Origin of the sequence: Sphingorhabdus sp., assembly GCF_040079335.1 — a bacterium.
Lineage (GTDB): Bacteria > Pseudomonadota > Alphaproteobacteria > Sphingomonadales > Sphingomonadaceae > Sphingorhabdus_B.
This window is the reverse complement of record NZ_JBEBKL010000001.1, coordinates 27,760-47,903: the sequence shown is the minus strand read 5'-3', so window position 1 is coordinate 47,903 and position 20,144 is coordinate 27,760. Positions and strand designations below refer to the sequence as shown.

Here is a 20,144-nt window from a genome sequence, read left to right as displayed (position 1 = left end):
AAATAGCAACTGGCGCATCATAATTCTCCGGTCGGACAATTTTGGCGAATATAATCCGCGTGATCAGGCATACGGACGACCTTGGCGGCAATAACCTCTTCGATCGATGCCAAATATTTATCTACCGCCTCGTCGCCCGGTGCGTTGGCGAGCGGATGAAATCCTTTGGGTTCAATCCCCTGCCCGATCAGGACTTGCAGCCATCCAGTTTCGGTAAACAGTTCCTCATTGTATCGGAACAAACGACCATTGGCGCGAAAGAGCTCCAACTTGTGCTGCAAGCTGTCGGTCAGTTCGAGTTCGCGGCACGCCTTCCAGAATGGCTCATCGCGGCCATTGGCCCAGTAATGCAACACCAAGAAATCTCGGATTGTTTCGAACTCAAAAGTCATCTGGCGATTAAATCGATCTACGTCCGCATCGGAAATGTCGCCATATGGGAGCAAATCAATCAGATGTTTGATACCCGATTGAACAAGATGCAGGCTGGTCGATTCCAGCGGCTCTAAAAACCCGCAGGAAAGCCCAAGCGAAACGACGTTTTTCTTCCAGAAATCCCTTCTGTGACCCGTCGTGAAGCTGATTGGCCGAGGGTCCGCCAATGGCTTTCCATCCAGATTGGATAAGAGAATGTCTGTCGCCCGATCATCATCCATGAAGGCGCTGCAATACACATGACCGTTTCCGATCCGGTGTTGCAATGGAATGCGCCATTGCCATCCGGCCTCGCGAGCGGTGGCACGGGTGTAGGGAAATAACTTTTCTGAAGATTCGCAGGGCACAGCTAACGCGCGATTGCACGGAAGCCATTTAGACCAGTCGACATATTGCGAGCCCACAGCATCGCCGATCAGCAAGCCCCTGAAGCCAGAGCAATCTATGAAAAGATCGCCCTCGATCAATACCCCATTTTCCAGTTTGACTGAAGTAACATGCCCCTTGTTTCCATCCAGCGGAGTCTCAACAATCCTGCCTTCGTGCCGGACCACCCCGCGCGCCTCCGCATAGTCGCGCAGCATTGCAGCATAAAGAACAGCATCAAAATGATAGGAATAGGTCGCAGCGCCCATAGGCGCCTGCGGCAAAGGATCTGTTCGAGAAAAGCGGTTGGCGCGTGCGGCACATTCGGACAAACTGTAGTGTCCGATCGGCTTCGCTGCACCACGTGCTCGGGCCTGCAACCAATAATGGTGAAAAGGAATTAAGCCAAGATCACGACCGACCAAACCAAAGGCGTGCATGTAACGTTCGCCGGGAGCACGCCAACCATCGAATTCGATGCCCAGCTTAATTGTCCCGTTGGTTGCTTTCAAAAACGCATTTTCGTCTATTCCCAAAAATGCATTAAACAGAAGTATCTGGGGAATTGTTGCTTCGCCGACACCGACCGTACCAATCTGGTCGGATTCAACCAGATCAATCTTCCAATCGGATGTGAGGAGGCGGGAAAGTGCCGCCGCTGCCATCCACCCTGCAGAGCCGCCTCCTACAATGACTATACGCATCGATTCTGCCTGTCGTTTTTGCGGAGCCTCAACGATCCGAAAATCAAGGGACGCCGCTTTAGGCAGCGCCCCCGAACTTAGCTATCAGAACTTATATGTAATGCCAGCCTGATAGCGACGGCCATAGGTCTGATAATCAACCACTTCGAGCTGCTGGCCCGGATTGATCGTCGAGAAGGGCTCGTTGGTCAAATTCTGCCCCTGAATAAACAGCGACAACCCTTCAAGGCTGCTGCCATCCTGGAATTCATAGCCCAGTTGTGCATCGACAATCATTTCGCCGCGCGCACGACGACGGGCACGGTTGCCTCCAAAGCCGGCCAGTTCACCTTGGAAGGTTGAACGATAGCGAACGCTACCACGAGCGCTGAAACCGCCACGTTCAAAATAGGCGGTACCGTTCGCCACCCAGCGCGAATAGCCATCAATGTCGCCAAAATTGATACCGGGTGCCGGACGCAGACGGCTTTTGGTGTAAGCTACACCACCGGTCACGCCAAAGCCTTCCAATGCGGAGGTAAACGTTTCGAGTGGCAAAGTTCCCGCCAGTTCGATCCCGTACAGCTTTCCGCCATCTCCGTTTATCGGAAGCTCAACGAAGCCGTTGCGCGACGGTACGACTTCGCTGCCCAGCGGGAAACCGGTAAAGTCATAAGGCACATCGACTTTGTATATCCAGTTGAGCAGTTTTTTGTAGTAGAGTTGAACCGAAACATAACCCTTGTTGCCGAAATATTTTTCCAGCGTCAGGTCGAGAGCATTGGCACGCATCGGTTCGAGAAAGGGATTTCCACCCTTGCCACGAATAATCGGCACCGCTCCGCCGCGATCAACGCCATAACCGATTGCTACGCGCATATCATCCATGCGTGGACGCTGGATTTGGCGTGACAGACCGACGCGGAAGACAAAATCGCTCGGCGTGCGGAGTGCGAGGTTTAGGCTCGGCAACACGTCGGTATATTTTGTTCCGTTAGTCAGCGGAGTTGGCGTATTTCCGAAATAGATCGCGCCGCTGCTGCTTTGATCGGCACGGATGATCTGGACGCCGACATTACCAGTGAGGTTGCTCGAACCGACTTCGGTATCGATTGCCGCTTGCAGATAACCAGTAAGCAGTTGCTCATCGATAACATAGGCCTTGGTGCCAACATCGGAAACGGTATTTGGAACTAGGCGGTAGATGCCAGCGTCCAGCAATTCTTGCGGATTGTAACTGATGACCGGACCCAGCCCAAGATAATCCAGATTGGTCGGACGTAGGAGATACTGATCAGGGATACGAAGGTCAGCCGCACCGCTTGCCAGAACCACAAATGATTCGTCGGGGACGAGCGACTTGGAACGGTCAGTATATCCGATCCCGGCGCGGATCGCCGAGAAGAAGCCGTCGAGTTCCTTTTCAAGATCAAAACGAAGCGTTGACAGTTCATCCTCTACAACGCGATCATTGTAATAGCCGTCCTGACCGCCGGCGACGCCACCCCAACCCATTGGTGAAGTAAGACGAATCAGGTTAGGATCCGAATAGTTGAGCGTCGGCCTGAAAGTCGTTCCTGAAGTAGACTGCGTAAATCCGATAGTGTCACGTGCTCCAACGCCCTGTCCACGACCGGTACCGGCGTTCGATTCGAATACCAATTCGTTCCGGTCGGTACGCGACGTGCCCCAGTCAAAGGTCGCGTTCCAGCCATTGCCAATATCCCAATCGACATTCAGGCCGGTCGAAAGCAGATCCGCCGAACGCACGAGTTTGTGGTTGTTTACAACAGCTTCGATGTCAGTGAACGTCCCGTTGACGATATGTCCATCCTGTACGGTGTAGCCAGGATTAATCCCGGCGGCAGTCCAGCCAAAGGCGCTCGAAAGCGGAAGTTCGATACCGCGCTTGATTATGTCATCGTCGAATTTCGAATAAAAGATATCGGCGGTCAGGCGCACATTGTCGGACAAATCGCCCTGCAGCGTGCCGCCAAGGCCTACACGCTTTAAATTGGTCGACGTAACAAATGATTTGTTGCCGCCAATCAGACGCGCACCGGCAAAATCGTTATAGCCCCAGGCATTATATTCCTGAACCTGGTAGCTTTCATCTACATAGCTGGCGGTCAATGCTACACCGACCGTGTCACCACCGAAAGTATCGATATAGGTGGCGTTGACGCGGAAGCCTTTGTCATCAGAACCAGCGTTGAGTTTACCGAGATCGGTGAGGCTTCCCTTGACGCCGACTGCCAGAACGCGCTTACCGATTTCAAGTGGCCGGGCAGTACGGATATCGACAGTGCCGACAAGGCCTTGACCGACTATGTTAGCCGAAGGTGTTTTATACACATTGACTTGGCTGACCATTTCTGAGGGATACTGATCGAACTCCACAGCACGATTGTCGCCTGTTGAAGTCTGCTCGCGTCCGTTGAGAAGCGTTTGCGACAGATCCGGTCCAAACCCACGGATGGAAATAAACGCCGAACGGCCATTCAACCGCTGCGAAGTGAGCCCTGGAAGACGCGCAATGGATTCAGCGATAGATGCGTCGGGCAATTTACCGATGTCTTCCGCGGATACTGACTCAACAATTTGTTCTGCGTTTTTCTTTTCAGCAACCGCACTTTCCAGCGCCGCGCGGAAACCGGTGACAACGATTGCTTCGCCCTCATCGGCGGCTTCTTCCGCTGCCGCATCCTGTGCAAATGCTGCACCAGGCAGCGCAGCAAAAACTGCAAAGGCCAACGCAGTTGCGCTGGTTGTATGCGCAAGCCGCGCACGTACTTCATTCGTGTTCCACGAAGCAGACATCCTGTATCCCCTCTTTTGCGGTCCAGTCGTTGCTGCACCGCTTGTTGCAACCTAAAGTGCATGACCACCCAGTTGGCCATCGCCGCACAAATACTACGCGGACCCCGCTAAATGACAGTTATTCACATACGTATTCAGAATTATGCGGTAACGTCGTTGCACGAATGCCGGTCCACGCTTATGGATTGTTGCAGGAGAGCCGGTCGCACCACATGCCACCACATAAGCCCACGTCGTTCGACATAGCGCAACTTGCAGGGGTTTCGCAGCCTACAGTATCGCGCGCGTTGCGGGGTAGCCCGTCGGTTTCCGAACAGACGCGCAAGCGTATCGAGGCGATAGCGCAACAGCTCAATTACAAGGTCGACAAAAACGCGTCCAGCCTGCGGACGCAACGTTCGAACACGCTGGCGCTGCTCTTTTTCGAAGATCCGACCCCTGACGAGACCGGGATAAACCCCTTCTTCCTTTCAATGCTGGCTTCGATCACCCGGACGGCGGCAAGGCGCAATCATGATCTGCTGATTTCGTTCCAGCAACTCTCTGCCAATTGGCATGTCGACTATGAAGACAGCCGAAAAGCCGATGGCATCATCCTTCTCGGCTATGGCGATTATGAGCTTTACCAGCCCAAACTTGAGCAGTTAATCCAGCAAGGCACGCATTTCGTGCGCTGGGGCATGGTTGGTGGTCAGGATGAAATGGGAACCACCATTGGTTGCGACAATATGGATGGGGGCAAGCTGGCGGCCGAGCATTTGATCGCACATGGTCGCGAGCATATTGCGTTTCTGGGAGATGCTTCCAACCATTATCCCGAATTCCGCGACCGCTATCTCGGCGCACAACACGCAATTGCCGCGGCAGGGTTGGACATTGCTGCAGGTTTGCAAATCGATGCGCTGAATACGGAACAGTCTGGCTTCGATGCTGCGCAGCAATTGATCGACAGCGGCGTCAAGTTTGACGCAATTTTTGCCGCCAGCGACTTGATAGCCATCGGCGCCATCCGAGCGATCGAGGATGCAGGCCTCAACATACCGAGGGACATTGCCATCATTGGCTTTGACGATATCCCCGCCGCCAGTCTCGCTCACCCGCCATTGACCACCGTGCAGCAAGACTATCGCACCGCTGGTGAGGTTCTGGTCGATACATTGCTCAAGCTGATCGAGGGCAAAAGCGCCGAAGGCTATATGTTGCCTGCCAAACTGGTCGTGCGCAAATCATGCGGAGCGCACTGAAAAGCTACGTATTCGTATACGTAAGAGAATTGCCCTGCCCGTGCCATTGCCGCGCCGCCTATTCGCTGCCAACTTGCGGCAAAAGATAATGGGGAGAGGATTATGGAAAAGCCACGTCAGGGCTTTTGGGGCCTGTGGAACATCTCGTTCGGCTTTTTTGGCATTCAGATCGGCTTCGCTTTGCAAAATGCGAACATGTCGCGCATCTTCCAGTCGCTGGGTGAAAGCCTCGACAATCTGACCGCATTGTGGATCGCGGCGCCGTTGACCGGCCTGCTTGTCCAACCCATTATCGGCCATATGAGTGACCGCACATGGCTGGGTAAGCTGGGTCGGCGGCGGCCTTATTTTCTGGCAGGCGCGATCATGGCGTCATTGGCGCTGTTTGTTATGCCGCTGGCCCCTGCCCTTTGGTTCGCCGCGATCATGCTCTGGATACTCGACGCTTCTATCAATATATCGATGGAGCCCTTCCGCGCCTTTGTCGGCGATATGCTGCGCAAGGATCAACACACCTCGGGCTATTCGTTGCAAACGGCATTCATTGGTGCGGGCGCCGTTGTGGGGTCGATTTTTCCGTGGTTTCTCGATCATCTGGGCGTTGCCAATGAAGTTGTCGGTGGTGGCATTCCCGATACGGTCAAATACAGCTTCTGGTTTGGCGGGCTGATCTATTTGCTGTCGGTGCTGTGGACAGTGTTCAGCACGCAGGAATTTAGCCCTGACCAACTGCGCGCGTTCGGGCAAGAGGGCGTGGAGGGCGATGGCTCGACCATTCGTGCGCTGGCTGCCCGCTCGCCTGTTTCTGCCTTTGTCTGGATCGCGGCGGGCGCTGGCATCACCTTGCTGGTGTCGGCGACGGGCCTCGAAAAAGAAGTCTATCTGCTGGGCGCGTTGATGGCGGGCTATGGCCTGGCCAGCCTGATCGCTATCCAGCTCGCCAAAAGTGGGCGCGACAATAATATGCTGAGCCATATTGTCGGCGATTTTTCGGGAATGCCGGAGATCATGAAGAAGCTGGCACTTGCCCAGTTCTTTAGCTGGTCGGCGCTGTTCATCATGTGGATCTACACCACCCCCGTCGTTGCCCAATATGCCTTTGGCTCGAGTGACCCCGCGTCTGCTGCCTATAATGAGGGCGGTAACTGGGTGGGTATCCTGTTCGCAGTCTATAATGGCGTCGCCGCGCTCGCAGCGCTGTTCCTGTTGCCCAAATTGGCTGAACGTGTCGGCAAGGTGAAAACGCATATGGTCTGCCTACTTGCCGGTTCGGCAGGTTTCGCAGCTTTCCTCTTCATCCGCGATCCGCAAATGCTGCTACTGGCCGAAATCGGCATCGGCATAGCCTGGGCGTCGATCCTCGCCATGCCCTATGCCATCCTCGCCTCCAGCCTGCCTCAAGGCAAGCTCGGCATCTATATGGGGCTTTTCAACATCTTCATCGTTGTGCCGCAATTGCTGGTGGCGACAGTCATGGGGACGATCCTGAAGGCGTTTTTCCCGACCGAGCCGATCTGGACAATGGCCGTTGCTGCAACTGTGATGGCGCTGGCGGCGCTGGCCACGCTAAGGGTGAAGGAGCCCGCTTAAGCGCGGGCCCAGATGCGGCGTCCACCGGCATCAGCAACAACCGCACCAGAAGTGCCGACCGGCTCCGCCTGACCGTCTGTCAGAAATGCGACCATTGCATCGTCGGTTATGTTGACATGCGCCAGCGTGCGCTCGCCCGCGGGTGTGCGTGCGACAACGACCCCTCCCTTGGGGCTGCCATCGCGGCCATAAAAGACGGTGTAAGTTTCGACCGTTCCAATGCCAACATAATCCTTGTCGAGTTCGGGGACCGTCTCACGCCCTGCGTCGGCCTCTGCCTGATAGTCAAAATTTTGCGGGAAGTGCGCTGCAGCCACGGGCTTGTTGGACAGCACGATACAATGATTATCCGTGGCAAAGCCGCCATTGGCGAACAGGAAACCATTGGTGCCTTCATGGCGCAGCTTGTCGACCATCGAGACAACTGCATGACTCATATAATTGGCAATCGGCCCGCCACCGAAAGTCAGCCCGCCGAACACTGTGGCGGGTTTTTCGACAGGCCAACCCAAAATCCGCCGTGCCATTTTGGGCACGCAGGGAAAACAGCTGTAAAGCTCGACAAAATCGAAATCCGCACCACTCATCTTGTTAAGGTCAAGCGTACGACGGATCGAGGTTTCCATACTGACCGAGCGGTCATAGCGATCGCGCTGCAAGAAACTGTAAGCCTCCTTCGCCGCCGCCCCCATGCCGACATAGATCAGCTTGTCTTCTGCCACTCTCAGTCGGCGGGCCTCGGCAAGGCTGGCGACAATGAAACCCGCCCCCTGATTGACCGACGAATTCGCCACCATCAGCTTGTTATAAGGAAAGGCCAGTGGACGATTTTTCTCGTTGGAGGTAATGATGTCGTTGGGCGAAGTCGGCTTGCGGATCCAAGCGCCCTCGTTACCTGCGGCGATCTGGCTGAAGCGCGACCAGATTTCGCCGCTTTCCTGCTGCGCCTCTGTCAGCGTTTGGCCATAGGACGCGCGCCCGGCATTTTCGTATAGTGGATAAACATCCACCGGTGCGTTCAGCCCGTGCTGCTGCGCATATCCCGGCTCACGCTTGGCTTCCTTGCGTACGCCTTCAAACACATCGGGTTGCGGCGTGGCATGTTTAGCTAGGCGACCTGCAATCGTGCGCAGCGCCTCGGCACCTCCGACTGCCGCTAACTTGATCTCCCCCGCCCCTATGCGGTTGGCCGCTTCGTTGAGCAGGCGAATGGGGGTGTCGCCATGCGGGGCTTCGGATTGATAGCAGACCGACGGGCTGGCACCCAAAGCATCGGCCAATTTGCGGTCTAGTGGGTTGAGATGACGAAAACTGATCTGGTCGACAACCGCCACGCTGTCGAGCTGTGAGAGCAGCGAAACCCCGCTATCTGTCTCCGCGCGTTTCATCGCCTCCACCATCAAGCCCAGCGGGTCGAGGCCATTGTCAGGGTCTTCTGGACGGTCGTTGATCTGGCCTACGCCGATGATTACGGGAATGCGTTCGCTGTCAGTCATGCAGGCAGTTGACCAAATTCGCACAACCCGCGCAACAGTAAATTAATCACACGATTAAATTTATCAGTCTCGTGGAAAAAATGGCGGACAGACAGGGATTCGAACCCTGGGTACCATTACTGGCACAACGGTTTTCGAGACCGCCCCGTTCGACCACTCCGGCATCTGTCCGCACGTCTTTCGGGCTTTGGTCGATGCCCAAAAAGGGCGCGCCCGTGCGACAGAGCGCGGCCATTAGCGAATGATTGCGGCTTTGCCAAGCGCAAGGTTGCAAGAATTCAATTGCGCACCGATATTGGCAGCATGAGTGCGAATCCAGAAATGCCCCCTATCGCCGAAGCCCGCTTTTCAATCGGCGATGTCGTGCGCCATCGGATATTCGATTTCCGTGGCGTTGTGTTCGATATCGATCCGGTCTTTGCCAATAGCGACGAATGGTATGATGCCATCCCGGAATCGGTTCGCCCCAACAAGGATCAGCCCTTTTACCACCTGTTCGCCGAAAATGCCGACAGCAGCTATGTCGCCTATGTCAGCCAGCAGAATCTTTTGCCTGATGCAGAAAACGGACCGGTCAACCATCCTGCCATCGAAGGCTATTTCGAGCCTTGGACGAACGGCAAATACAAGCTGGCGGCATTGATGCGCCAATAGGTTAGCTGGCGGGGATAGACTTTATCCACGCTTCCAGCAGGGCAACCCCCTCATCATGCGCGGTCGCACGACCGAGTTCGGGCATCGCAATACCGGGCTCGGTACTCTTCATCCGGTAGATCAGTATGGACCGTTCAGGACGCCCTGGTTCGATGACAAACTCGAAATTGCCCGACCCCCTTCCCGCGGCCACCGGACGCTTGCCAATGCCAAGCGCTGCCGAATTGCGTTCGTGATCGTCGTAAAACAGGCCCGAGTTAGAAGCAGACCCAGTAGGTTTATGGCAATGGCCGCAATTCACCCGCAAATAGGCCAACGCCCGAGCCTCGAGTGCGCCTGAATTCGGATCGTCCCATTTGGCTTCGAAAGATCGGACGGTTTTCGAGATATCTCCACGCTTTTCAAAGGCACGACGCATTTTGGCATCGGCGAAGGAGAGGTTGTGCCACACCGGCCCGACCGGCATCACATTGGTTTTGGTAGAGTGGCATTGCTTGCACTGGTTCTTGTTGGGCACCGCATAGCTGATAGACAATTTCGTTCCGTCGGGTTTGGCAAACTCCACCCGCTCGCGCGCTCCGCCAAGCTTCAACTCGGCATCGCTTCCATCGGCTCTCCAGACATAGGGTAAGGCCAACCACCCCTGGGCCTTATGCAGCAAAACACGGGTTTCGATGATGTTGAGCTTGCCGGATGCGTCGTGATACCCAAAGCTCTTGATCAGCGCGCTGCCGACCGGGAACTGTAGCCTGCCGTCCGGCGCAACGGTGTAGACTTGGCCCTTCGGCAAATAGAGGAAGCGTTGTTTCTCGGCATAATCGCTGAACAGCGGCGTGCGCAGTTCGTAAGGCAATAATTTGGGGGAAGGATGGTTTGCGCCGCTTTCGAAAAATCCGAATGCGGATAGCAGGGCCGGGTTTTCCGCCGAAGCAATCGCAGCATCGCTGATTTCCGCAGGCTTGCCCTTGACTGAAACCGTCAGGGCGAGACCCACAAACGCGGCGAGCAATAGGCGCATCAGCGGACCACTGCCTCCATCGATTCGGGCAAGCGGATGCGCGGCATTTCCTGCGGCAAATTGCTGCTGTTCTGTAGCATCACCGGTTGCGCGCTTTCGGGGGACGCCTTCAAGTCGGCGAGGCCAAGCGATAACGCTGGGACCGGATCGGCAATCACCGGCTGCGCCTCGCTGCCACCGGCACCGTCCCAGAAAATCGGCGGCAAGCTGCCACCCAGCGCCTGTGCGATCTGTTGGCTGCCGGGGAATTTGGGATCCCAGCCTGCCTTGTCATGCTGATTGCCCCAGATGGCTACGCCTTTAGCGATCGGATCATATTTGGGGTCTTCGTGCGGATAGCGATAGCCGACGACCATGATGTTGGTCGTGCCGTTCTGGCCGAGCATATTGTCGAACACATGCACATTGCGGTTCGCCATTACCATGATGCCGGTGCCTGTCGGCACATTGGCAACGATATTGCCCTTGGGCGCGAAATTGGGTGTCGAATTATCCACGACGACATTTTCAAAGATGCGCACATTCTTGCCACCCATTTGCAGCAGGTTCGGCAGATCAAATACAAGGATGCCGCCGGTGTTGCGCGTCGCCAGATTGTCATGGACGTCAGCGTCGTAGCTGTTTTCGATCTCGATCCCTGCGACATTTTCCAGCGCAACCGAATTGCGCACCACGATGTTGCGCGACTGGCCGACATAAATGCCCGCATCGGATGCTCCGCGCACCAGCACGCTATCTACCAGCACATCCTGGCTTTCGACCGGATAGATGCCATAGGCGCCGTTGGTTTCCTTAGGCCCACCGGTCCATTCGACGCGGAGCTGGTAATAAACAATACGGTCAGCGCCTTTGGATTTGATGCCATCGCCCTTGCTATTTTCAACTGCGAAATCGCGAAGAACGACATCGTCTGACGTCACCAGCAAGCCTTCGCCCGCACCCAATTGACCAGTGAAATCCAATATAGTCTGGCCGCTTCCCTGCCCTTTGACCGTCACCTTGGCGACATCAAGCGAAAGTCCGTCGGTCAGTCTGAACCGCCCACTGCCAAGTTCTACGACATCGCCCGGAGCGGCGCTTATCAACGCCTCTTGCAAGCGCGACTGGGCGTCGTCACCCGCAGCTACCGATATGGTTTTGGCAAAAGCTGTAGAGCCTGCAATTGCAAGACTGGCAGCGGCGATGGCATGTATGCCTTTGACCCTCATCCTCATTTCACAAGTCTGCAATATCCGCGCGGACTTGCCAAGGGCTTCATCAGGGCGCGTCGCCGAAAATCCAGTCAACGCCGGCATCTGCATGGATTTCGGCACTGTCATAGATCGGCAAAACATTGGCTTTGGTGTCGACGATCATACCCAATTCGGTGCAGCCGAGCACAACCGCGTCGGCACCATCCTTGTCGATTTCGGTGATCATCGTCTTGAGCGCGCGTTCAGAATTGCGCACCACTTGCCCCGCCATCAGCTCTTCATAAATGATGCGGTCGAGCTCTTCGACATCGTCAGCTTCCCAAGGCAGCAAAGTCACGCCATGCTTGACGAGCCGCTGACGGTACCAATTTTCGGCCATCACGTTGCGCGTGCCGATAAGCGCGGCAGATTCCACGCCGTCCGTCTTCATCTTCTGGCCGACGGCATCGGCGATATGCAGCACCGGAACCTGTACTGCGGCCGACACCCGGTCATGCACCTTGTGCATGCTGTTTGCACCGATCAGGATCGCAGTTGCGCCGCCTGCCTCAAGCCTTTTGGCCGACGCGACCAACACTTCTGCTACCCGATCCCAATCCTGATCAGTGTTTGCTTTGGCCAGATCGCAGAAATTGAGGTTATCTAGGATCATCGGCGCGCTGCACATTACATTGGCACGGCGCTGCACCTGCTTGTTGATCCGGCGATAATAAAATTCGGTCGAATACCAGCTCATGCCGCCGATCAGGCCGATTTTGCGCATATAGAATTTCCCTAAAATGGAATCATATCGCCCCGGATTTGCAGGCCGGGGCGACGTGTTGATTCAGCGGATAGCGCGCTCTGGCCTAATGCTGCAAGGCCTTCACAATGTCGTCGACCATTTTCTTTGCATCGGCGAGCAGCATCATCGTTTGGTCCATGTAGAACACGTCGTTATCGACGCCTGCATAGCCCACGCCGCCCATGCTGCGCTTGATGAAAAATACGGTCTTGGCCTTGTCCACATCAAACACGGGCATGCCGTAAATCGGGGAGCCCTTGTCAGTCTTTGCCGCCGGGTTCACCACATCATTCGCGCCAATGATGAACGCTACATCGGTCTGCGCAAATTCGCTGTTGATGTCTTCCAATTCGAAGACCTCGTCATAAGGCACATTGGCCTCGGCGAGAAGCACATTCATATGGCCGGGCATACGGCCTGCTACGGGGTGGATCGCATATTTGACGCTGACGCCCTCTTTCTTGAGTAGATCCGCCATCTCGCGCAGCGCATGCTGGGCCTGCGCCACCGCCATGCCATAGCCGGGGACGATGATTACGCTTTCTGCCTGCTGCATCATATAGGCGGCATCTTCGGCCGAGCCGCGTTTCCAAGGGCGATCAACCTTGGCCGCGTCGCTCGAACTTGCACCGGCATCGGTGCCAAATCCGCCCAGAATTACGCTGATGAAGCTGCGGTTCATCGCCTTGCACATGATATAGCTAAGGATCGCACCCGAAGAACCGACCAAAGCGCCGGTGATGATCATCGCACTGTTGTGCAGCGTGAAACCCATCGCCGCGGCGGCCCAGCCCGAATAGCTGTTGAGCATCGAAACGACGACGGGCATGTCCGCCCCGCCGATCGGGATAATAAGCAGGAAGCCGATCAGGAAGCTCAAGCCAACGACGATCCAGAAATCGACCGGCGATTGCGAATGCCAAAACCCAAAGGTGAAAAAGGCAATCGCGAGTAGTATCACCAGATTAATGATGTGCCGCCCGGGCAGCATAATCGGTGCGCCCGACATTTTACCGGCCAACTTCAAGAACGCGATCACCGAACCTGAAAAGGTGATCGCACCAATGGCGACACCCAAAATCATTTCTACACGGCTGGCCCCGTTGATCACGCCATCGCCACCGGTAATACCAAAGGCATCAGGGTTCAGGAAAGCTGCTGCTGCCACCAACACCGCGGCCATACCGACCAGCGAGTGGAAAGCCGCCACCAATTGCGGCATGTCGGTCATCGCGATCTTGCGCGCCGTGACGATACCTATGACTGCACCGATAGCAATGGCGGCCAAAATCTGACCGAGCGTCGCAAAATCAGGGCCGACATAGCTGTTGGCCGCGTCCCCCGAAAGCATCGGAACATGCGTGTAAAGCGTGGTCGCCATCGCGATAGCCATTCCGGCCATGCCAAAGCGATTACCTTTGCGCGAAGACGCCGGCGAACTAAGCCCGCGCAATGCGAGGATGAAAAACACCCCCGAAACGAGATAAGCGAGCATGGCCCATGCGGGAACGGCTGCATGTTCCATGACTTATTTGTCCTTCTTTTTGTACATCGCGAGCATGCGCTCGGTCACGGCAAAGCCGCCAAAGATGTTGATGCTCGCAAAAACGACAGCGAGCAGTCCAAGCCATTTCGAACTGGTAGAGCCTGCCGCCGCAGCGGCAATCAGCGCGCCGACAATAATCACCGAAGAAATCGCATTGGTCACCGCCATCAGCGGCGTGTGCAAAGCAGGTGTGACCGACCAGACAACATAATAGCCAACGAAACAGGCCAATACGAAGATCGATAGGATTGATATGAAGTCCATTCAGCGCTCCAGAGTTGTTCGATGCATATGTTTTTCAAGACTCTCGATCGTCCGCCTCAAATTTCGAAGGAACTTTTCGTTTACGCTTGGGCATTTGGTATAGTGCACGCCGTGAGTAGTATCGGCGTGCTCATCCTCATACTGATCTGAAACATCCGGGCCATAGTGCAAAACAATTGCGTTCCGATTGGAATTCAAACGCTCGATCAACTTTTCGAATCTATGTTGCGACCGCTTGGATACAAAACTCTTACAGCCCGGATACGCCGCCCAATACGCGGAATCGTAGTACCCAAGCAAGGTCGGACGTCCATCTGATCCCGTGAGCGGCGGAAGTTCTGTGGGCGCAGAGGCTGCCAGCAATATGGCAAATGCCATCATCACCCCAACAGCCTCTCATTCACCACCTTTCCATCCTTGGTTAGGCGGATGGCGGCGGTGATTTCGTCATCGTCCGGCAACACCGGTCGCCCAGCTTCCTTGTCCCAAAAGGCGGAGAGGAAGTTGAACAGGTTGCGCGCGAACAGCGCCGAAGCATCCGCCGCCAGATGGGCTGGCGTGTTGGAATAGCCGATGATCTTCACGCCATGCTTGACGACCACTTCATCGGGCTTCGAGCCTTCAACATTCCCGCCCTGTGCCACCGCCAGATCAAAAATCACGCTGCCGGGTTTCATGCTCGCAATCTGCATATCGGTGATCAGGCGCGGCGCGGCGCGACCCGGGATCAGCGCGGTAGTAATCACGATGTCTTGCTTAGCAATATGGCTCGATACCAGTTCGGCCTGTGCCTTCTGATATTCGGGCGACATTTCGGTGGCGTATCCGCCTGCTCCCTCGCCCTCGATACCCGCAACATTTTCAACGAAAATCGGCTTGGCACCCAAGCTTTCAATTTGCTCCTTGGTCGCAGAGCGCACGTCAGTTGCTGAAACCACAGCGCCCAGACGGCGCGCGGTGGCAATTGCCTGCAGGCCAGCGACACCGACGCCCATGATGAATGCCTTGGCGGCGGTGATCGTGCCTGCCGCCGTCATCATCATCGGAAAGGCGCGACCATATGCTGCCGCGCTGTCGATAACGGCTTTATAACCCGACAGGTTCGACTGCGAAGAGAGGATGTCCATCGACTGCGCGCGGGTAATACGCGGCATGAATTCCATCGCCAGCGCCTCTACTCCGGCAGCGGCATAGTCGTCCACGCGCTTGCGCTGGCCGAAAGGATCGAGCCCAGCGACAATCCAAGCACCTTTGGCAACACCCTTCAGAGCCTTGGGATCGGGCCCCTGCACACCCAGAACGATGGCGGCGTCCTTGATGACTGCGCTCGCAGCCCCGACGGTCGCACCCACAGCTTCATAGTCTGCATCTGAAATCGAGGCAGCAAGGCCCGCCCCTTTTTCAACTGCGACGCTAGCACCCAGCGCGATGAATTTCTTCACCGTCTCCGGAGAGGCCGCTACCCGGGTTTCGCCGGATGCGGACTCTTTGAGAACTGCGATTTTGGTCACGTTATGCGATGATCAGCACGACGAAAGCGGCAACCGCGACAGATACAATGGTTCCCCATTTCAACAGCGAGAGAAATCCTGAATAAGTTTCGCTTGCTGCACGCATGTCCTGATTTCCAGCCAATTCAGCCTCCCTAGCTATTTGCCCCAAACATAGGCCGTGCCCGGCTAATAGCCAGATAATGGCTTTTGCTCAAGCATTTCGACCGCAGAAATTTTGATGCATGCTTAATCGCCTCTTTACCTCTCTTTGTTACCGCATTGCTTCACCAAGTGCCCGATGGGATTTCGATGGCGGAAAAAGAGACACGATTGCTGATGCTTGTCGATGACGAGCCTGCCCAGTGCAGGCTGGTGTCGGCTATTGCCGGTCGTGCCGGTTGGCGGACGATATTCGCTCGCGACGCTGAAACCGCCATCGCCATGCTCGGCACACAAGACGGCATGATGCTCGATGCCATCCTTCTGGATCAATGGGTTCCGGGATCGGATGCCGCCTCGCTGATCGCCGAACTCAAATCTCGCCGCCCCGCTTTGCCCGTGTTGCTGATGACCGCAATCGGTTCAACCGACAGCGCTATCGATGCGATGCGTGCGGGTGCTTCGGACTATATTATCAAGCCGGTCGCCGCAGAACGGCTGATCGCCGCGCTCAGCCTCGCGGCGGAGCATGCCAAGGATTATGGCGAACTGCAGCCCTTGACCGAAAAGATCGGTCACCAGCTTGAATTTGACGAGATTATCGGGTCAGCACCTGCTTTCCGCACCGCTTTGGCCATTGCCGCAAAGGCGGCGCGCAGCAAGGCGCCGATCCTGATCGAAGGAGAGGGTGGAGTAGGCAAAGAGGTTGTCGCGGACGCGATCCATGCGGCCTCGCCCCGCGCGCGACTGCCTTTTCTGAAAATCAACTGCGGTGCGCTCGCGCCCAATTTGCTCGATTCAGTGCTGTTCGGTCATGAAAAGGACGCCTTTGCCGGCGCATTTGATCGCCGCGTCGGCATATTGCAGCAAGCCGATACCGGAACTGTTTTCCTTGACGAGATCGATCAATTGCCGCCGGAAACGCAGGTTCGTTTGGTCCGCTTGCTGACCGAAGGCGAAATCCAGCCTTTGGGTTCGCCACACAGTTACCGGATTGATGTCCGCGTCATCACCGCATGCAACAATGATCTGATGGCCAAAGTCGCTAGCGGCACACTCCGCGAAGATCTTTATTACCGCATCAACGTGGTGCAGCTAAACATTCCGCCGCTTCGTGACCGTATCGGCGATATCCCCGCTTTGGCGCGCCACTTTCTCGGTCGCATGTCGAACCAGCCCGGGCTGCGCAGTCTCGGCATCACCGAAGAAGCGCTGGAGTTGCTGCGCAACTATGACTGGCCGGGCAATGTCCGCCAATTGCAAAGCGCATTGTTCCGCGCCGCCGTATTGTGCGAGCGCGATGCGCTGACGCCCGACGAGTTTCCGCAAATTGCGACAGCCGTTGGCAGACGAACCGAGGCTGTATCCAGCCATAAGGAAGGTGCCGGGGTTTCGCTGTTCGAACAGGACGGCAATATGCGTCCGCTCGAAGAAATCGAAGCAGACGTCATCCGCCTAGCCATCGGCCATTATCGTGGTCGCATGACCGAGGTGGCCCGGCGCTTGGGAATTGGCCGCTCGACGCTCTACCGCAAGCTTGCCGACCTTGGCATCGAAAGCAGCGCCGCTTAGTTCTTTCCGAAGATCAATGTGGTCACCCACCACCCGCCAAGCGACGCGGAACCAGTCAATATTGTTCCCCAGATGATATCGAGCACCGTCACCTTGGTGCTCCACACCTTGAGCGTCGCATAGTTGGTGAGATCATAGGTCATATAGCAAAAGAAGCCGAGCAGCGCGCCCCAGAGGAGAGCGGTCTGCCACTTGCCGCTGTGCAGCGCGGGCCCAACGGCGAAAATCATCATGCCCAAGATATAGAGCAGATAGAAAGCCACCGCCGGACCGAGACGAAACCCGCCTTCATACATCAAATCGCCAATTTCGGGTTTGTAGAGCCGCTCATACATCGTCCGCAACCAGACGCTGTCGATCAGCGCGAAGGAAACACCCGTTGCGATATAGGCGACAATATATTTTGCGATCATGCTTCAATCTCCTGAAAGCAGGATAGCATCAGGGCCAGTTCAAACGATACGGGTGAAACCCGCCGCTTAACCTGCCGTCAAAGCCGCATCGCGCAAACCGCGCCAGACATGAATTGCCTGCACTGTTTCCGGCACATCATGAACACGGACGATGTGTGCACCCTGCTCCACCGCCTTCATCGCAAGGAAAATCGATCCTCCCAGTCGAGCATCGGCATGCGCTTCGTTTGACAGGGCACCTATCATGCGCTTGCGACTGGCGCCGAACAGCACCGGGCAGCCGATGCCGTGGAACAACGACAGATTGTTCACGAGCGTCAAATTGTCGGACAGCGATTTTCCGAAACCGATGCCCGGATCAACCAGCAACCGCTCTCTTGAAATCCCGGCTGCAACCAGTGCCTCGACGCGCTCCTCCAGCCAATCAAACACATCAAACAGCACATCATGATATCCGTCGCTCTTATGCGGATCGCTCGACTGGCTGGGGGCGTGCATCAGCACAATCGGGCAGTCGCTCACCTTGGCAACCTCAAGCGAGCGGTCGTCGAACAATAGGGCCGAGATATCGTTGATCATCATAGCGCCCGACTGCAACGCTGCTTCCATGACAGCGGCCTTGCGGGTATCGATCGAGACGGCATGCCCCGCATTGGCCAAGCGTTCGACCACGGGTTGTACCCGCTTAATCTCATCGCCTTCCCAGACCAGCGGCGCGCCGGGACGGGTAGATTCGCCGCCAACGTCGATGATCGCGGCGCCCGCCGCAGCCATATCGCCACCTATTTGGGCCAGCGCCTCGGGATTATCACCCAGCTTGCCGCCATCCGAAAAACTATCGGGCGTGCAATTGAGAATGCCCATAACCCGAGGCTGATCGAGCAGGATATTCCGAGTACCCATTCTCAAGGCGGGACGCGGTGACGTGATGTTTGCGAACTGAGACCTAGCCTTGACGGCCAATTCAGTGGGTAGGCTAGACAGATGCGTGTCCAAATCCTTTACGGACACAAACGCCTTCGACGCCCGCTTGCCACCCGCAGTCTCGATCACCTCAACCGCAGAGAAATAGACCATCGTTCCGGCAAGCCGAGCGGCCTGCCCGTCAAAACCGATGGGCGTTTCGATGAATGCGCAGGGCCTTAGGTAAATCTGCCTCACGGCTCATTGGCGAGCAGATAGGTCTGCCGCAACTCATCGATCACTTTGAGTTCGCCCTCGCGCGTCTGGTAATACCAATATGTCCAGCCATTGCAGCTAGGTGCATTTTGCACCAACGCGCCGATCTTGTGGATCGAGCCATATTTGTTGTTCCACACGAGCGAGCCATCAGCGCGGACAATCGCCCCGAAGCGCCGCTTTTTGTCAGTCAGTTGCGCGCCTGCCCGCAAATAGCCATTTTCGACCAGCTGGCCGAAGGCAACACGCGGCTGCGACTTGGGCGATTGCATTGTTTCGAGCGAGCTTTCATCGAGCGGTAACGCCGTTTCGATACGTTCCTCGGCTACCTTGCAATAGGTGCTGTCGCGCTCGCAACCGATCCAGTGCCGCTGCAATCGCTTGGCAACCGCACCGGTGGTGCCGGTGCCGAAAAAGGGGTCAAGCACCACATCACCCGGATTGGTGCAGGCGAGCAGGATGCGATAGAGCAAGGCTTCGGGCTTTTGCGTCGGGTGCGCCTTGGTGCCGTTGAGCTTCAACCGCTCCTTGCCACCGCAGATCGGGATCACCCAGTCGGAACGCATCTGCAACTCATCGTTGAGCGTTTTCATCGAACGATAATGGAAGGTGTAGCGCGCCTTGTCGCTCTTCGCTGCCCAGATTAGCGTTTCATGCGCATTGGTGAAGCGCGTGCCCTTGAAATTGGGCATCGGGTTCGATTTGCGCCAGATGATGTCGTTTAGGATCCAGAAGCCCTGATCCTGCAAGGTCGCGCCGACGCGGAAAATGTTGTGGTAGCTGCCGATGACCCACAAGGTGCCATCTGGTTTCAATATGCGCCGCGCCTCGGCCAGCCATTCCTGCGTGAATTTATCATAGGCGGCGAAATTGTCGAACTTGTCCCAATCATCGTCGACGGCATCGACCTGGCTGCCATCGGGTCGCTGAAGATCGCCGCCAAGCTGGAGATTATAGGGCGGATCGGCAAAGACCATATCGACGCAGGCATCGGGAAGCGACCGCATCGCTTCAATGCAATCCATCTTCAATATGCTGTCGAGCGGCAGACTTTTCTTGTCAACTTTCGCGACCTTGGTTGCGGCTTTCGGTTTGACCGCAATCTTTTCCATAACACCCATTGAACGAGGCTCCCCGCCTGAACAGCGCAAATCAGGGGCCAGCGATGAGTCTTCGGGACTCGCAGGTCAAGCAGTTTCGATGAACGCGACTCGCTGGAATCCCTAGAGGAATCG

The 20,144-nt window shown here is 56.1% G+C and carries 17 protein-coding genes and 1 tRNA gene; 4 read left to right on the top strand and 14 right to left on the bottom strand.

All coding sequences use genetic code 11. The features are described 5' to 3' along the window. Nucleotides 1-17: 17 nt before the first annotated feature. Both ABL922_RS00215 and ABL922_RS00210 read right to left on the bottom strand, forming a co-directional pair. Nucleotides 18-1,505, bottom strand: a complete 1,488-nt coding sequence (locus ABL922_RS00215) for a tryptophan halogenase family protein (RefSeq protein ID WP_349022191.1) — start codon at nucleotides 1,503-1,505, stop codon at nucleotides 18-20. A gap of 84 nt (nucleotides 1,506-1,589) precedes the next feature. Then, entirely contained in the window at nucleotides 1,590-4,304 is a 2,715-nt protein-coding gene (locus ABL922_RS00210; RefSeq protein WP_349022190.1) for a TonB-dependent receptor, read from the bottom strand. Nucleotides 4,305-4,516: 212 nt separating this feature from the next. Between ABL922_RS00210 and ABL922_RS00205 the strand changes: the two genes are divergently transcribed. Continuing rightward, nucleotides 4,517-5,548: a LacI family DNA-binding transcriptional regulator gene (locus ABL922_RS00205; protein WP_349022189.1), complete on the top strand. Its 1,032-nt coding sequence runs from the start codon at nucleotides 4,517-4,519 to the stop codon at nucleotides 5,546-5,548. A gap of 102 nt (nucleotides 5,549-5,650) precedes the next feature. Beyond that, nucleotides 5,651-7,138 (top strand): MFS transporter, encoded by a 1,488-nt coding sequence (locus tag ABL922_RS00200; protein WP_349022188.1) that lies wholly within the window; start codon nucleotides 5,651-5,653, stop codon nucleotides 7,136-7,138. On the opposite strand, the gene ABL922_RS00195 is transcribed toward ABL922_RS00200, so the two are convergent. Both ABL922_RS00195 and ABL922_RS00190 read right to left on the bottom strand, forming a co-directional pair. Then, nucleotides 7,135-8,634 carry an acetyl-CoA acetyltransferase gene (locus tag ABL922_RS00195; RefSeq protein WP_349022187.1) on the bottom strand — a complete coding sequence of 500 codons (1,500 nt, stop codon included), beginning with the start codon at nucleotides 8,632-8,634 and terminating at the stop codon, nucleotides 7,135-7,137. The two genes, ABL922_RS00200 and ABL922_RS00195, sit on opposite strands and share 4 nt — an antisense overlap. 81 nt (nucleotides 8,635-8,715) lie before the next feature. Continuing rightward, nucleotides 8,716-8,805, bottom strand: a tRNA-Ser gene (locus tag ABL922_RS00190). A 132-nt stretch (nucleotides 8,806-8,937) separates the two neighbouring features. On the opposite strand from ABL922_RS00190, the gene hspQ reads away from it, so the two are divergent. Continuing rightward, nucleotides 8,938-9,288, top strand: a complete 351-nt coding sequence (gene hspQ / locus ABL922_RS00185; protein WP_349022186.1) for a heat shock protein HspQ — start codon at nucleotides 8,938-8,940, stop codon at nucleotides 9,286-9,288. Between the two features lies 1 nt (nucleotide 9,289). Here the strand turns inward: hspQ and ABL922_RS00180 are convergent, their stop codons facing one another. The 7 genes from ABL922_RS00180 to ABL922_RS00150 form a co-directional block, all read right to left on the bottom strand. Then, nucleotides 9,290-10,306 carry an SO2930 family diheme c-type cytochrome gene (locus ABL922_RS00180; protein ID WP_349022185.1) on the bottom strand — a complete coding sequence of 339 codons (1,017 nt, stop codon included), beginning with the start codon at nucleotides 10,304-10,306 and terminating at the stop codon, nucleotides 9,290-9,292. Beyond that, nucleotides 10,306-11,520 carry a parallel beta-helix domain-containing protein gene (locus tag ABL922_RS00175; protein WP_349022184.1) on the bottom strand — a complete coding sequence of 405 codons (1,215 nt, stop codon included), beginning with the start codon at nucleotides 11,518-11,520 and terminating at the stop codon, nucleotides 10,306-10,308. Before ABL922_RS00175 ends, ABL922_RS00180 begins: the two co-directional genes overlap by 1 nt. A 43-nt stretch (nucleotides 11,521-11,563) precedes the next feature. Next, nucleotides 11,564-12,262, bottom strand: a complete 699-nt coding sequence (locus ABL922_RS00170) for an amino acid racemase (protein WP_349022183.1) — start codon at nucleotides 12,260-12,262, stop codon at nucleotides 11,564-11,566. Between the two features lie 85 nt (nucleotides 12,263-12,347). Then, on the bottom strand, nucleotides 12,348-13,808 hold the full coding sequence (locus ABL922_RS00165; RefSeq protein WP_349022182.1) for an NAD(P)(+) transhydrogenase (Re/Si-specific) subunit beta: 1,461 nt from the start codon (nucleotides 13,806-13,808) through the stop codon (nucleotides 12,348-12,350). A gap of 3 nt (nucleotides 13,809-13,811) precedes the next feature. Then, nucleotides 13,812-14,093 (bottom strand): proton-translocating transhydrogenase family protein, encoded by a 282-nt coding sequence (locus ABL922_RS00160; RefSeq protein WP_349022181.1) that lies wholly within the window; start codon nucleotides 14,091-14,093, stop codon nucleotides 13,812-13,814. Between the two features lie 380 nt (nucleotides 14,094-14,473). After that, a complete protein-coding gene (locus ABL922_RS00155) occupies nucleotides 14,474-15,604 on the bottom strand; it encodes an NAD(P) transhydrogenase subunit alpha (RefSeq protein WP_349022180.1) in 1,131 nt (376 codons plus the stop codon). Between the two features lies 1 nt (nucleotide 15,605). After that, a complete protein-coding gene (locus tag ABL922_RS00150) occupies nucleotides 15,606-15,728 on the bottom strand; it encodes an aa3-type cytochrome c oxidase subunit IV (RefSeq protein WP_349022179.1) in 123 nt (40 codons plus the stop codon). Between the two features lie 167 nt (nucleotides 15,729-15,895). Here ABL922_RS00150 and ABL922_RS00145 point away from each other — a divergent pair, with 167 nt between their 5' ends. Next, entirely contained in the window at nucleotides 15,896-17,317 is a 1,422-nt protein-coding gene (locus tag ABL922_RS00145) for a sigma-54 dependent transcriptional regulator (protein WP_349022288.1), read from the top strand. On the opposite strand, the gene ABL922_RS00140 is transcribed toward ABL922_RS00145, so the two are convergent. The 3 genes from ABL922_RS00140 to ABL922_RS00130 all read right to left on the bottom strand — a co-directional run bounded on the left by ABL922_RS00140 (nucleotide 17,314) and on the right by ABL922_RS00130 (nucleotide 20,030). Further along, nucleotides 17,314-17,730: a DUF2177 family protein gene (locus tag ABL922_RS00140; protein ID WP_349022178.1), complete on the bottom strand. Its 417-nt coding sequence runs from the start codon at nucleotides 17,728-17,730 to the stop codon at nucleotides 17,314-17,316. The two genes, ABL922_RS00145 and ABL922_RS00140, sit on opposite strands and share 4 nt — an antisense overlap. A 66-nt stretch (nucleotides 17,731-17,796) precedes the next feature. Then, the gene (gene folP, locus ABL922_RS00135; RefSeq protein WP_349022177.1) at nucleotides 17,797-18,891 is read right to left on the bottom strand and encodes a dihydropteroate synthase; all 1,095 of its coding nucleotides are present in this window, start codon (nucleotides 18,889-18,891) and stop codon (nucleotides 17,797-17,799) included. Continuing rightward, the gene (locus tag ABL922_RS00130) at nucleotides 18,888-20,030 is read right to left on the bottom strand and encodes a site-specific DNA-methyltransferase (protein WP_349022176.1); all 1,143 of its coding nucleotides are present in this window, start codon (nucleotides 20,028-20,030) and stop codon (nucleotides 18,888-18,890) included. Before ABL922_RS00130 ends, folP begins: the two co-directional genes overlap by 4 nt. Between the last annotated feature and the right edge of the window lie 114 nt (nucleotides 20,031-20,144).